The 14,207-nt window shown below is 40.0% G+C and carries 14 protein-coding genes and 3 pseudogenes; 8 read left to right on the plus strand and 9 right to left on the minus strand.

Annotation, left to right across the window (positions count from 1 at the left end; genetic code table 11):
* Nucleotides 1–33 precede the first annotated feature (33 nt).
* Nucleotides 34–1,578 (minus strand): RNA-directed DNA polymerase, encoded by a 1,545-nt coding sequence (locus HMPREF9193_RS11335; RefSeq protein ID WP_021687385.1) that lies wholly within the window; start codon nucleotides 1,576–1,578, stop codon nucleotides 34–36.
* Between the two features lie 92 nt (nucleotides 1,579–1,670).
* On the opposite strand from HMPREF9193_RS11335, the gene HMPREF9193_RS06935 reads away from it, so the two are divergent.
* Both HMPREF9193_RS06935 and HMPREF9193_RS11475 read left to right on the plus strand, forming a co-directional pair.
* Nucleotides 1,671–2,243, plus strand: a complete 573-nt coding sequence (locus HMPREF9193_RS06935) for an SAP domain-containing protein (protein ID WP_021687386.1) — start codon at nucleotides 1,671–1,673, stop codon at nucleotides 2,241–2,243.
* Between the two features lie 103 nt (nucleotides 2,244–2,346).
* Nucleotides 2,347–2,535 (plus strand): annotated as a pseudogene (locus HMPREF9193_RS11475) (NAD(P)H-dependent oxidoreductase); the annotation flags it as partial.
* A gap of 518 nt (nucleotides 2,536–3,053) precedes the next feature.
* On the opposite strand, the gene HMPREF9193_RS06940 reads toward HMPREF9193_RS11475, so the two are convergent.
* The 6 genes from HMPREF9193_RS06940 to HMPREF9193_RS06960 form a co-directional block, all read right to left on the minus strand.
* A complete protein-coding gene (locus HMPREF9193_RS06940) occupies nucleotides 3,054–3,662 on the minus strand; it encodes a CPBP family glutamic-type intramembrane protease (RefSeq protein WP_245565498.1) in 609 nt (202 codons plus the stop codon).
* 16 nt (nucleotides 3,663–3,678) lie between these two features.
* Nucleotides 3,679–4,302: a PadR family transcriptional regulator gene (locus HMPREF9193_RS06945; RefSeq protein WP_040847893.1), complete on the minus strand. Its 624-nt coding sequence runs from the start codon at nucleotides 4,300–4,302 to the stop codon at nucleotides 3,679–3,681.
* A 256-nt stretch (nucleotides 4,303–4,558) separates the two neighbouring features.
* Complete coding sequence (locus HMPREF9193_RS06950) at nucleotides 4,559–5,473, minus strand: ketopantoate reductase family protein (RefSeq protein ID WP_021687391.1); 915 nt, start codon at nucleotides 5,471–5,473, stop codon at nucleotides 4,559–4,561.
* A gap of 56 nt (nucleotides 5,474–5,529) precedes the next feature.
* The gene (locus HMPREF9193_RS10845) at nucleotides 5,530–5,811 is read right to left on the minus strand and encodes a GNAT family N-acetyltransferase (protein ID WP_021687392.1); all 282 of its coding nucleotides are present in this window, start codon (nucleotides 5,809–5,811) and stop codon (nucleotides 5,530–5,532) included.
* 29 nt (nucleotides 5,812–5,840) lie between these two features.
* On the minus strand, nucleotides 5,841–6,158 hold the full coding sequence (locus HMPREF9193_RS10850) for a hypothetical protein (RefSeq protein ID WP_156882476.1): 318 nt from the start codon (nucleotides 6,156–6,158) through the stop codon (nucleotides 5,841–5,843).
* A gap of 11 nt (nucleotides 6,159–6,169) precedes the next feature.
* A complete protein-coding gene (locus tag HMPREF9193_RS06960; RefSeq protein WP_021687394.1) occupies nucleotides 6,170–6,685 on the minus strand; it encodes a hypothetical protein in 516 nt (171 codons plus the stop codon).
* Nucleotides 6,686–6,871: 186 nt separating this feature from the next.
* On the opposite strand from HMPREF9193_RS06960, the gene HMPREF9193_RS06965 reads away from it, so the two are divergent.
* Nucleotides 6,872–7,435, plus strand: coding sequence for a YbhB/YbcL family Raf kinase inhibitor-like protein (locus tag HMPREF9193_RS06965; RefSeq protein WP_021687395.1), 564 nt, complete (start codon nucleotides 6,872–6,874; stop codon nucleotides 7,433–7,435).
* Between the two features lie 64 nt (nucleotides 7,436–7,499).
* Here HMPREF9193_RS06965 and HMPREF9193_RS06970 read toward each other — a convergent pair.
* Together HMPREF9193_RS06970 and HMPREF9193_RS11505 are read right to left on the minus strand one after the other, a co-directional pair.
* Nucleotides 7,500–7,697 (minus strand): annotated as a pseudogene (locus HMPREF9193_RS06970) (Sir2 silent information regulator family NAD-dependent deacetylase); the annotation flags it as partial.
* Nucleotides 7,698–7,768: 71 nt separating this feature from the next.
* Nucleotides 7,769–8,019, minus strand: a pseudogene (locus tag HMPREF9193_RS11505) (GNAT family N-acetyltransferase); the annotation flags it as partial.
* Between the two features lie 147 nt (nucleotides 8,020–8,166).
* Between HMPREF9193_RS11505 and HMPREF9193_RS06980 the strand changes: the two are divergent.
* The 5 genes from HMPREF9193_RS06980 (at nucleotide 8,167) to HMPREF9193_RS07005 (ending at nucleotide 14,155) form a co-directional block, all read left to right on the plus strand.
* Nucleotides 8,167–8,775: a TetR/AcrR family transcriptional regulator gene (locus HMPREF9193_RS06980; RefSeq protein WP_021687397.1), complete on the plus strand. Its 609-nt coding sequence runs from the start codon at nucleotides 8,167–8,169 to the stop codon at nucleotides 8,773–8,775.
* A 129-nt stretch (nucleotides 8,776–8,904) separates the two neighbouring features.
* Entirely contained in the window at nucleotides 8,905–10,650 is a 1,746-nt protein-coding gene (locus tag HMPREF9193_RS06985) for an ABC transporter ATP-binding protein (protein ID WP_021687398.1), read from the plus strand.
* Entirely contained in the window at nucleotides 10,643–12,382 is a 1,740-nt protein-coding gene (locus HMPREF9193_RS06990) for an ABC transporter ATP-binding protein (protein WP_021687399.1), read from the plus strand. The genes HMPREF9193_RS06985 and HMPREF9193_RS06990 overlap by 8 nt, the downstream gene beginning before the upstream one ends.
* Before the next feature lie 514 nt (nucleotides 12,383–12,896).
* Nucleotides 12,897–13,472, plus strand: a complete 576-nt coding sequence (locus HMPREF9193_RS07000; RefSeq protein ID WP_021687401.1) for a TetR/AcrR family transcriptional regulator — start codon at nucleotides 12,897–12,899, stop codon at nucleotides 13,470–13,472.
* A 95-nt stretch (nucleotides 13,473–13,567) separates the two neighbouring features.
* Nucleotides 13,568–14,155: a CDP-alcohol phosphatidyltransferase family protein gene (locus HMPREF9193_RS07005; RefSeq protein WP_021687402.1), complete on the plus strand. Its 588-nt coding sequence runs from the start codon at nucleotides 13,568–13,570 to the stop codon at nucleotides 14,153–14,155.
* Nucleotides 14,156–14,207 lie beyond the last annotated feature (52 nt).

A 14,207-nucleotide genomic window follows, 5' to 3' on the forward strand; every position in this document is an offset into this window, starting at 1 on the left:
CGCCGCGCAGAAAATATAATGGTAACAATTGTTTTATATTAGTATTTCTGCAAATGGGTCATTTTTTATTGTACTTTTTATATTTTTTAACCACGGACGACTTTCTTCTTCATCTAATTTTTCTTTGGATATCTTAATTATTGAGCGTTTCTCCCATAAACCAACTTGATTAAAATCATTTCTAATTTCAAGTATCTCACCCCTTGTAAGATATTTTTCAAGCCGATCTAAAATATATCTTCCAATAAATGCCCCTGTTGATCTACGTAAATCTCGGTAAAAATTTAACACTTCAAATTTTGAGAGAAACAACTCTTCAGTTAATATTGTTACGCTTGAAACATAGATATACTCAGGAAAAGATTTTTGATTTTGTATTATATTTAAATACTTTTCACGAATCAAACTAATTTGCTCTTGTGATAATTCTTCTTGCTTTTTAATAATCATATCTGTAATATACGGAATAAATTGTGGAAACTTATCCATTAATTCTAATAAAGATTCAAGTAAATGCCATGCATTATTAATCGCAATATACTTAACAAAATCGCGAATAACTTCAGGTTTAATAATTTGCTCATTAGCTATTTTTTCTTTGATTTCTGATATTTGAATCTTTTTATATGTTTCTATCTCACTTTGTGAAGGTTGTCTATATTTCGTTGGTATCAAACCTGAATAACCAACTATTAATCTACTTGGATTCTCTTTAGTATTTTCAATATTTGCTTTATTAAATGTATCTATAATTTCAACTTCATTATCTTCTTCTTTTCTTTCTTTGTATTCTTTAGCTTTCTCAATTGAAGTTTTCCCTGTATTTACAGATAGTCCCTCTAAAGACAAACGTGCAATAAATAGGTTTAAATAATAATGGGCTTCCTTTGCATCATTTGCAAAGATTCTATAATCATCAACGAAGCGGACGAAATCAATACGCTTTGATATTAAATAATTATCTACTTCAATCAATTCTGCTTCTGCCAATATTCTACTTGGATTTGATCCAACAGGAAGTCCGTAAGAATCACGATTCGACCAAAAAAGCAATAATTGATTGATAAGTCTTACAATTCTTTTTTCTTTACAATAAGATAGCAGAATGTTTTCTAACCTATGAAGATTCAATCTATCGTAATAGTTTGCTATATCAGCCTTAATATACAGTTTATATCCAGAGTCTTGAATCTTTTTCCCAATGCTCTTCTGGAATGTTTTGTAATCGTAATTGGGGTCGAACAATCTACCGTCTCTTGGTTGGAACCTATATGAAAACACAATATCATTATTTTTGTGTGGTCTTTTGCTTTCAATTTCTTCTGCGCAAAGCAACACTAGGGACATATACTTTACTAAATCCCAAGGCTGAATTGATGCCGCTTTTCTGAAATCAAAAGCTTCTTTCTTAGGGAAATATATGTTAAGTGCGAATTTATGCAGCATGTTAAGGTTCTGTTGAATGTTCTTGCTCTGAATCCTGCATCTGTCCTCGTCAAAATGTATGTCTAAAAGCCAGTGCATAAATTCTACAGACCATTCCTCTCCGGCAGGATGGGGAAGTTCTTGTGCACTCAACGCTTTACTTGAAATATAATAATACTATATATTATTATAACCGTTAATGCATACAGTTACACAATAATCACGGCACATAAACAAAAGACTATATGACAATAAAAGAATTTGAGAATAAATATTGGTACATGAGTGAACTCAAAGCATTAGCAAAGTTGCTTGAAATTCCTTTTGATTCAAGAACACGAAAGGATCAGCTTGAAGACATGATTATTCAGTTTTTGGAAACCGGAACGGTGAATAAAAAGAATTGTTATCGGAGCAAAAGCCGGAATAGAGATATATTGAATAGTCATACTTATGTTGAAAATTTTAGCAACAAAAAAGAAACATGGGAATTCATACATAGTGAAATGGATAAACGGATGCCGGGATTACAACCAAAATCAGGGGCAAAATATTGGCTTAATCGATGGATTGAAGATAAACTTTCTCATGGTGAAAAAATAACTTATAATGATGTCGTTTATGAATATATTCGTTTAAACAAAACTGGAGGAAAGCTTCCACAAATTCCATCATGTAAATTTAATAATTTTATCAGTGATTATCTGGCAAATGAAAAAAATGCAACAAAAGAAGAAGCTTTAGCGGCATGGAATAAGCTAAAAAATATGAAGGCAAAAAAAGATTATATAACGTGGAAAAAGAATAAATATACATAAAAATTTAACCTAACACCTACTAATCTGCAATAGGAATAATCTTCATTGTAGGTTAAGCGAATGGTATGTGTATAGTGCAAAACACTGGAGATAAAAACATGAAGGGTGCAGCGTTGCCGAAGTACTGCGTCCGTTTGAACTGACAGCGAAATACTGCAATGCAGACTACCGCCCGCCGTTCACTTTCCATACAATAGACAGCAACGCGGGATATAGCGAAACTGCACAGCAAGAGGTAGAGCAGAGCGCAAAGAATTATTTAGCTTTGTTCGATGCACTGCAACAAGTGTAAAGCGTTTCCGCATACTTTTTTGCAGCTTCGATAATAGCGTTTGTTATTTCTCCGTTCATTTTTTATCCGCCTTTGCCTTACAATTTTCCGAACTTGAAATTATATAGATCTCAACTCATTATATATGATGTTTTCCATCAAGTGTGTTTCTTCACTTTGCCTAAATCCAATCCGTGCATTTCGAAGTCCTACATCTTCAAAATAATATTTTAACGGAATACCGATGTATTTTCTTCCCTTTACATCAGTTATGGTCATGAATTTTCAGAATATTCCTCCCTTCTGCGGATATTTCTGAGCCAAAATCCTATGCCAAGATACATGAACATGGATAGCACTCCGGCAGATAAAGAGAAAACGAGCGCTGTTTGAGAGTGTATAACTACTGCACCCGATAGCAACAAAGGATTGATGTAGGCATCTTCCATTGTGTGCATAATAACCGCAGGCCATACACTTTTGGTGATTCTAAACATTTCAACATACATCACAATCCAACTCAGACAAACCAGAAATCCCTAAACAAAAAAGAAGGGTCTGCTTACCGAGAATCCCATGTAGTCGTTTATTTCCTTTTGACTAAGAAAGTACAAAACGTACGGCAAATGCCACATCCACCAAATAATACCGCTCACAATATAGAGCGTGCAATCTTTCAATTTTAGTTTTAAGAGCTGATTTGTCAAATACGCACGCCATAAAGATTCCTCAAAAAAGTTTTTAATAAACTGAATAATTATTTGGCTGCCAAGAGTAGTCAATAAAACAGCACCATTCATCTTGCCGAGACTTATACCGTTAAAGAGTAAGCCGGTCAATATTATCAACGTTGCTACTACCGGATATATCAAAAATGAAACAAGATACATTTTTCGATGTTTTTTTATATTCAGATGATAACCGTGTTCCTTCCATGTATCACCGCAAAATGACCGTAAAATAATCACTAAAAATAAGGGACTGATAAGCCATATTCCCATTCCTGCCGTACCGGTATCGCCCATACCTGCATTCATATAATCGGCATGTCCCATCATCCTGTCGATAAAATATCCTACAAAGCCTATTACTGATATAAAGACAATAAATATCAAAAGATTTCTTTTTATTATACGCGTATTTTCCATTAGATCATCTCCCATCTTAAAATAAACCTGCATTTATTTTCTTTTGCAATTCTTTAAACCATTTAATATGAAACTGTACTAAATCCGCCCCATGTTGTGCCGTCAACATTTCGTACTTATGTATGTCGGAAAAACTTTTGGCGATATTTTCGCTTTTTCCCACGCTCAGCAACGCTGCGGCATAATCAGGATTATCGGCATAGTAATCAAGCAATTCTTTTTTGTTTGCCTCAATATCCTTGTTTACTTCCAGTATTTGTTTTAGATACGTAAGTTCGCTTTCCAAATTTTTTATGACAGCGGAAATGAGTTCAACGCGTTTATCGTTCGGTAAGATACCCATAAACAAAAGCTTCCCGAGTTCGGTATTTTTTCCTTGCGACATATCCATCGGGTTTTGCAGCCACATTAAAAATTCCTTCCTGCCGTTTTCTTTTATACGGTAATATTTTTTTTCCACATTCTTTTCTTTTACGGCAGTATACGTAATAAGTCCGTTTGACAGTAGGTTTTTCAGAGCTGCTTGAATGCTCCCCATACTATCGCTGCACATAGAGCTGAAATTTTCAGCTATCATCGTTTTTAATTGATAAACCGTCATTTCTTTTAACATCAGTAAGCCGAGCAAAAAATATTTCATATACTTCATCGCCCCTTCTTATACTATTGCTATTAGATATGTCTAATAGCAATACTTCTGGCAATAAATGTCAATAGATGAAACAGAGGAATGCACTGTTTCTGATCCGGAAGTGAATGTGTAATTTTGGTGTGTATGTTTAGCGGAAAACGCAAGGGAGTATCAAGCGCTGTTTAAGGCGAAAAGAACTATAAAGGTGTAACTAAATGCCTCCATATATACTATACGGCAAGTAGTATGAAACAACCAGTAAAGCTCATGTCAAATCAATATATTTTTCATACGATCCCCACACACTCATAGGGAGCCCCAATGACCTGCCGGCATTCAAGACTTCTCTGTATCCAACCACCCATTCGCTGTATCCTTTTTTCATGTGGTTGATTATCATATCCAATGTGTTTTGTTCGGAAAACATTTTTTGCAGTATACGGGCAATTAAAAAAACCGGAAGATTAAATAAATATGCCGGAAATATTCGATACGTTCTTACTCCCAGTAATCTGCACACCTGTATTCCTTCTCTAAAAGCAAGCACCATTTTCTTAATTGCATTGGGATTTGTAATAACATTTTCAAAACTACCGTATTCTGCAATCACACCAGCTGTAATTGCTTGCTGCAAATAATGGACTTTCAACCACTCAAAGATATTTTTATCAACCGTTATGTTTATATTGGAATTTTGTAATAATGATGAAAAATGTGGCAAGTAAATCGATGAACCGCCTAAACGGGTTGCTTCATCAAATATGATAATGTGTAAGCCTTTTTCGTCTCTTCCGCCGCCTATTGATGAAGGGAATGCAATAAGATAATCGTCTTGAGAAAGATAGGGATCAATTTCGTTCTTTATATTCCAGTTATTCTGCATAAACACAAAATACTTTGTTTTATTTTTCAATTCTTTTAAATGCGGTAAGACGCTACATAATTGAAAACGATTTACGGCAACTATAATAGCGTCGTAGTGATCTTCAATATGGGTAATAATTCTGCGCTCGAATTTCATTGTTTGGTAAATAGTCGATCGTTTTCTTAAATCTTTATAGCTGATTGTAATTTCTTTTTCCGTGTCGGATTTTCCGTAAAAGTCCACTTCGTTATTACAAGACACCAGCCAGCCATATGCCGTACCTATTGTTCCTGCACCGTAGATTAAGAGTTTCATTGTATAGCCTCAGTTATTTTATTTCAAAAATCACAATAGTTGCTTTTTGCATTTTATTATGTTACACCTGTATTATTTGTAGATTTTGTGTACTTCAAATATATAAAATAATTTATTCCGCTTTGTTTGGCATATTTTTGTTTTACTCGATCATACTCCTCAAAACCTATTTTTTTATATACCGTAATTGCAGGGATATTAGTATCCGTTGTTTCCAGAATAAATTCTTGATATTCAACTTCTGTAAAGATATGGCGAATGATTTTTGCTGCTATGCCTTTCCCCCGTTGCTCTTTCGTGACGACGACAAACTCAATTTTTCCTATACTATCTTTCATTCCCGGAATAATTTTACTAAATTCTTTTTTTAATATATAGTAAGATAAAATGCCTTTAAAAATCCTAGATATTTTTTAAAGGCATGCTTATCAAGATGTAGAGAGGATTTTGTCGATTCGGCATATCCTACCATTCCGATCACCCTACCGTTTTCAACGGCAACAAAAAACTTATCCAACAGGAATGTATGATAAAACACAGCTTTCAATTTATTCCGATCTTTTGAAAGAAGCTGTAGCAAATGCCAGAAACCTTCAATAAACAATTCCGTCATTTGACTCCTGATATCGTTGACACAATCACTTGCCCTTTTAATTTCGGTCATAAGTAAATCAGCTCTTTTCACAATATATTATATTATCGCATTAACCGCATAACGGCAAAAAGTGCACCGGATAATATAAGCGCCGTAAGCGTCATTGCAATCAGACCCTTTAAAAATCCCATAAAGTGGAACAGATAATCTTTATTACCTTTGCAGTTTTCGGTTCCCGGAAAGATGAACAGTTTTGCCGAAAGCGTGCAGATCATGAACCAATCCACGACGAGTAAATCGACGGCGTTCCACATCATCGCCATAATCCACAAATGGCAAAAAATTGTGACGAAAGAAACGTCTTTTGCGCCGTAGGTACAGAAAACCGAAAAGATTGCCGTACCGGCAAGCAGCAAAAAAACGCAAACAAAAAAGACAATGGCGAGCCTTTTTTGATTTACACTCGGCTGCAGTATATGGGCACATTCTGTAACGTCTGCAGGATAATCGTGCGCTATTGTCCAGGGGAATCGGTGAACCGAAACCGCGACCATTGCCGCCCACAAGGCTGACCATATAATGCCATGGATAACGGCCGTGTGTATTTGTAAACTCATAATTACTCCGATGCTCCGACTATCCTTTAAAGTGCGAGGTAAGTCAAGGGGGCGACAATAACAGGAGCCAGCGATACGTATTTTCGACGGAGGCAGGAATTCGGCATAAGTCACACGGTTACCATCCTACAACACGCAATCGCATAACCGTTGACTTACCGTATTTTTATAAAGTAAGATAAAGCTATGAAACTTATACGTATAACAATACCGTTGCTTGCAGCGACACTCTTTCTTTCTTGCGGCAGCTGCCGAAGCGGCAGCCTTGAAACAAAAATCTCTGCGAAAGAGGGCGCAATGAAACTGACTTGTTCGGCTTTTGCTGACGGCGAAAAGATACCAACGGAATTTGCAAAGCTCGGCGCGAACCGCATTCCGCCGCTGGAAATCGCCGGTGTGCCGAGCGAGGCAAAGAGTTTGGCGATTATCGTACACGATCCGGATGCGCCGTTGCCGGGCGGATTTTACCACTGGACGCTGTGGAACATTCCGCCGGAAACAACATCAATCGGGGCGGACAACGTGCCCGCGGGTGCGGTTGAAGGCAAAACGAGCTGGGGTACGAGCGGCTACAACGGGCCGCAGCCGCCGTTCGGTAATCACCGCTATATTTTTTACCTGTATGCGCTCGATACGGCGATCGACCTTCCGGCCGACAGCAAGGTTAAGGAACTGAAAGCCGCGATTAAAGACCATATAATCGAAACGGCTTCGCTTACGGGTATGTTCGCAGCAAAAGACAATCCCTAAGAGAACGACTAAAAAAAGTCGACGCACGGAACTCGGTGCTTTGGATACAAAGAGGGGACAAAAAAAAGCTGTCCGTATACATATCGGTAAAGCCGTACTTTGCGCGGAAATCCGAAAAATATTTTTCAAAGCGCTCGCCCGAATAGGTGAAGCCTGCGGAAGTTGAAAGTCCCGCGCCCGCTCCGATCAGTACGGTTTTGGCGTCGAAAAGCGCATCGTTCAGCCGCTCAAGGAGCGGCAAAAATTCATTTGCAAATTCCATAATCCTTTCCTGAATCTTTTTCTATAAAAATTCAACGAACCGGCATGCTGTTTTTTCACCTTTTCTTTTTTTCATGTTGCCGTACCTATGTCTTTATACATATATACTATTCCGATGTTCCTGCCGAATTTCCGTCAACAGTTCTTCAATCTTCCGTATTCAATAAATCCATGCTTCTTATGAAATGCAATACTTTTTCATTTTTATCGGATATATCAACGACAAGCTTTTTCATTCCGTGCAGTTTTGTGTCATTTTCCAGCAATGATACGATTTCCCGTCCCACGCCTTTTCCGGTCATTTCCGGTTTAATAAAATATATGGAACTTCTCCGTACTTCTTATACAAAAATAGCACAAAAATCTAGTGTTTTCTACACTCACATCAAACTCCGACCGTCTTGACAGCCAAACGTTTTGGTTGTATGTTTATATATGTTAGCTAACACTATACGCAAAAGAAGGAATCCATGCCGAGAGACAAAACCGCCAATCATATAAAAATTATGGCCGCAGCAAAAGCCGAATTTATGGAGAAGGGCTTTGATAAGTCTTCCATGCGAAGTATCAGCAAGCGCTGCGGTATGACGGCTGCGGGAATATATCGGCATTGTGTAGATAAAGAAGATCTCTTTGATCAAATTGTCGCTCCTGCGGTGGATCGCATAAACGCTTGGCTGGATGCACATGTTGCGCGATATGTGGGCGCGGTGAATCACAAGGAACACATTCAGTGGCGCGATTCCGAAATAGACATGATGCGCGAGATAATCTATCCGAATATGGATGAATATCATCTATTACTGGCAAAATCACAGGGCAGCAAATACGAGAATTTTCTCCACGATCTTACAGAGGGGCAGCAAGCGCAGCTTTTACAATATCTGCCGATGCTGAAAGCGCAAGGATACGCCGTGAAAGACATAGATTCAAAGGAGCTTCATCTTCTGCTTTCGGCATATACGACCGCTATTTTTGAACCGGTTATCCATAATTACAGTTTGGAAGAAGCATTACATTGTCTGAAAGCGGTGGAAGCATTCTTTGTTCCGGGTTGGAAGCAGTTGTTTGGGTTTTAATAACTTGCATAATTAAATAGTGTTAAAAGGCGCACCGCCTGTCTTTGTTTATAAAAATGGGTGATGAGTTTAAGTGAATATTAGCTAATACTAACTATTGTTTGTTAGCTAACAAAAGGAAGTTTGCTTATGAAGGAAAAAGAAAAAAGTCCTTCGCCTATCGCGTGGGCGTTGGGACAAACAGGGGAACACAAGGGACAATATGTTCTAAGTGTTATCCTCGCAGTTATCGGCGTGGCCTTTTCCATCGCACCGTATTTTGTTGTTGCCGGCATAGTACACGGTTTGATGAGCGGAAACAAAGACCTTTCATATTATATGATACGCTGTCTGATTATCGCTGCGTTTTGGTTTTGCCGTGTACTGTTTCATGCGCTCAGTACATCGACAAGTCATAGGGCAACATTTGCAGTGCTCGGAGAAATCCGAAAACGCTGCACGGAAAAACTGACAAGAATGCCGCTGGGGGCGGTGCTGGAGCAAAGTTCCGGGGCGCTCAAAAATACACTTATCGAACGTATCGACAGCATTGAAACAACACTGGCGCATATCGTTCCGGAGTTCACCGCAAATTTACTGATCCCCGTCATCATTTTGATCTATATTTTTACCATTGACTGGCGTATGGGGCTGGCTTCTCTTGCAACGATACCGGTTGGCTTTTTCTGTTACGGTCTTATGATGAAGGGCAGTCCTCAATTTTATCAACGCACGGTTACAGCCACAAAGGCGCTCAATGATACGGCGGTTGAATATATAGGCGGTATTCAAGTTATCAAGGTTTTCGGAAATACAAAAAATTCCTACGACCGCTTCGTGCATGATGCCTATGAAGCCGCTCACAGCTATATCGATTGGATGCGCTCCTGTATTATCCCGTTTACCTTCGCTATGGTGATTATGCCTGCAACGATGGTTTCCGTGTTGCCAATCGGCGGATTGCTGGTAAAGACCGGTCTCCTCTCGCCGCAGAATCTGGTAACAATTATTATTCTGTCTGTCGGCATCATCACACCGCTTATAACCTTGATGAGTTATTCGGACGACATTCGGACAATGGGAACCGTCTTCGGAGAAATTCAGCGTATTCTCAACGCGCCGGAAATGGAGCGCCCGTTAGACGGAACTGTTCCAAAGAAAAACACATTGAAGCTGCAGGATGTTCGTTTTTCGTATAAGGAAAAGGAAGTGCTTCACGGCATTTCTATGGAAATCCCGGAGGGCAGTTTTATTGCGTTGGTCGGTCCTTCCGGCAGCGGAAAAAGTACCATTGCGCGTCTTATCGCTTCGCTCTGGGATGTGAGCAGCGGCTCAATTTTGCTGGGGGATACGGACATTCGTGAAATTCCGCAAGAGGCCTATTCGGATAAGATCGCCTTTGTCTCACAGGATAATTATCTATTCAATATGACGGTCAGGGAAAATATCCGCATTGGACGGGCGGATGCAACTGATGCGGAAGTGGAGGAAGCGGCAAAACACAGCGGTTGCCATGAATTCATTTTGGAGCTGGAGCATGGTTACGATACCGTGGTAGGCACTTCCGGCGGGCATCTTTCCGGCGGCGAGCGGCAGCGTATTTCCATTGCCAGAGCAATGCTGAAAGCGGCACCCATTATCATTTTGGATGAGGCAACCGCCTACACCGATCCTGAAAACGAAGCGGTTATTCAGCGCTCTATCTCTAAGCTGACGGAGGGTAAGACGCTCATCGTGATTGCGCACCGGCTTTCTACGATTACCGCTGCCGATTGTATTTATGTAATCAAAGACGGCGCCGTTGCAGACAGCGGAACCCATGATGAGCTTCTTTCTCGTCACGGGTTATATGAAACGATGTGGAATGCACATATTGAGGTGAAAGATCATGCTTAAAGTTATTAGAAAGTTTTTTGCGTTCTGCGATGAAGAAAGCCGCCGGAAATTTATCACTTCCATTCGGCTCAATGTTATTCAAGCTCTGTTTGAGGCGCTAAAGATTCCGGCGATTGCGGTGATGATTCGGGCACTGATGAACGGAACGGTAGACACAAAAGATATCCTGCTCTCGTTAGGGATTATGCTGATCAGCATTGCAGGATCGGGATTGCTAAAATCAAAGGCTATTATGTTGCAGACCGAGGGGGGCTATGACACTTGTGCGAAAAAACGGGTGGAGATTGCGGAACACATGCGGTATCTTCAGATGGGATACTTTAACGCCAACAGCCTCGGGCAGATTACGTCTATTACAACTAATATAATGGAAAGCCTTGAAAATATCGCGGCTCGTGTGGTAATGCTTGTCTGCGACGGCTTGCTTACAACCTCGCTTATTGTCATCATGTTGTTTTTCTTCGATTGGAGAATCGCCTGTGTGCTGCTCTGCGGTTTTTCGTTGTTTCTTTTTGCAAACAGCCGTCTCCGGATTGCTTCCGAAAAGGTGTCGGGAAAAAAGATACGCGCAGATGAAAGGCTCGTAGAAAAGGTTCTGGAATACCTGCAAGGAATGACCGAGGTTAAGGCTTACCGCTTGACGGGAGTTAAGAGCAGGGAATTAAATGAGGCAATCTCGGAAAACAGTAACATCAATACCGACATGGAAATGACACTGGTGCCCCGCATAGCATTGCAGAGTTTTATCGCCAAGCTGACCGGTGTGGCAATGGTAGCTTTTTCATGCGCATTTTATTGTGCCGGAAGCATGGGCGCGCTGAATGCTGTTGTCATGGTAATCTCCGCATTTATCATCTACACGAGTCTGGAAACGGCAGGACAATACTCATCACTGCTGCGCGTGGTTGATATGAGCGTTGACCGGGCGCAGGAAATTCTGAACACGCCGCAGATGGATATATCCGGAGAAACGATTGAACCGGCAGTGCGTAATATTACTGCGCAGGATATTGCATTTTCTTATGAGAAGCGAAAGATCATTGACGGCATTTCATTGAATATCCCTGAAAAGACCACGACGGCGATTGTCGGCCCTTCCGGCGGAGGAAAAACCACCTTGGTAAATCTGCTTGCACGGTTCTGGGATGTAGACGGGGGAACCGTTATGCTGGGCGGCCGGAATGTGAAGGATTACGATATGGATTCCTTGATGGCGAATTTCAGTTTTGTGTTCCAATCGGTTTATTTATTTCACGACACCATCGCCAACAATATCCGCTTTGGCCAGCCCGGCGCTCCGATGGAGGATGTGATTGCTGCGGCAAAAAAAGCCTGCTGCCATGACTTTATCTCAAACCTTCCCCACGGATACGATACGGTAGTCGGTGAAGGCGGCGCAAGCCTTTCCGGCGGAGAAAAGCAGCGCATCTCCATTGCCCGCGCCATGATGAAAAACGCACCGGTCATCTTTTTGGATGAGGCAACCGCCAACATCGATCCCGAAAATGAAAACGAGCTGATGCACGCCATCCAAGCGCTCACCGCAGAAAAGACCGTCATCATGATTGCTCATCGGCTGAAAACCGTAGAGAGAGCCGATCAGATTATCGTCGTAGACCACGGCAAGATTGTGCAGCACGGCACCCATACCCAACTGTTGGAGCAGGACGGCATATACCGAAACTTTATCGGCGAGCGTCGCGAAGCTGCAAGCTGGAAGGTTGGGAAATAAATCTAAAGGAAACTTGTTCCAAAACGGAAGTTGAATATGACGGATATTTTTGCAGCATACAAGACGCTGTTATAATCGTAACGCTGGCAAGCATGTGCGAACTAAAGAGCGTAATGCGGATACATTCATGGGCAACGACAGAAACGGTATCAAAATTTCTTGCACAGGCATTTGGAATTAAGCGGATACCGTGTTACGGCTGGCTGCTGGAGTTTTTAGCCTTGATAAAACCGGATTCGCTAAACCGCTGTATGATGAAATTCGTTGCCTCACTGTGTCCTGCCCTGATTAGCGAGCTTGAAAAAGAGCATGAGAAGCAGGCAGCAAAGATGCCCCATGCATTGTACCGTTATATTTTACGGTGTGGTGTCTGGCTCAATATCGACAGGGTATCCCTAAAAATTCAGGTATATATTTTTAGAAGATTTCCTACGCTATTATTGACACATTCGTCAATAATGACTATACTCTGAATGAATATTATAAAAAATTCATTCAGGATGGTGTTACAATTATGGATGATAAAAAAGAAAAGCTGCAATCCGCTGCTCATTTTTTATTTTTAAAAAACGGTTATAAAAAGACCAACATTGCACAGATTGCAAAAAAGGCAGGGGTAGCAGTAGGATCGTTCTACAATTATTATCCTTCAAAACAAGCAATTTTTTTAGAAGTATATATTGATGAAAATGAAACGGTAAGGAACCGGCTTATACAAGAAATTAATTGGGAAGGGGATATAGAACAGCTTATTGAGCAGTTTTTTGCATATACGGTTAAAAATGTTATGAACAATAATATTTTAATTGAGTGGAATAACGGTTCCGTTTCAAAAATGCTGCACGATTATTATTATTCAAAGACCGGAAGAGAGAATAATTCGTTTTACCGATTTTTACAAGAAACGGTTTCTAAACGATTGCAAAAAGAAAAAATCGCGCCTGATCTCATCGGTAAAGTATTAAAAGTATTTGACTTTATCTATTATATTGATTGTCATGTTAGCGGGCATGAGTTTGAAGGATATAGCGAAACGCTCCAGACATTCGTGAAGTACTTTATAAAAGGTGTAACTTCGGCAACCAAATAAGGTTGCCTCGTTAACCAGAGAAAAGCTTCATTTTTAGCGTGTGAAAATAAATGAATATTAAATAATATTTATTCAGTAAAATAAGGGAATAAAATATGTATACTGCCGGAAAAAAATATGCAGCGTTTGTGCTCATTAATTGTTTAACGTTATTCAGAATACCGTTATCCGTCTTCGCTTATATGGAAATAACAACGGGAACTATCCGCGGCATTTATTATCTTTGCTTGTTCTTGGGTATTGCGGTAAGCGATTTTTTGGACGGAAAATGTGCCCGTGCATTTCATGTTCAAAGCAGCTTTGGTGCAATAGCAGATGTCATCTGTGACTTTTTCTATATTATGACCTCAAGCTTCGCACTGTACCGCTTGGGCTGTTTACCTGCTTGGTTTCTGGTGCTTATTACCGTAAAACTTTTCGAATTTATCTTGACCTCGCGCCTGGTAAGACGTATGCAGATCCGATCTCATGTTTTTATGTTTGACCGTGTCGGACGATATACAGCAATAGGGTTTTATATTTTACCTACCGTAATTGTGCTCTGCAGTATATATTTGCCATCGCTCGTTTTTATCATTCGGTGTGTTTTTTGTGTAAGTCTATTAATTTTTTCTTTGATTTCGAGTTATCAAAGATTTACAGTAATCGTAAAAATAAATCGAAAAACAGCGATGACAAAATAATCGGATCAACGTATACAAAAACAATGGCTTATCTTTTTAGTATGGATAGGCC

The sequence above is a fragment of the Treponema lecithinolyticum ATCC 700332 genome (assembly GCA_000468055.1).
In the GTDB taxonomy this organism is placed as follows: domain Bacteria; phylum Spirochaetota; class Spirochaetia; order Treponematales; family Treponemataceae; genus Treponema_C; species Treponema_C lecithinolyticum.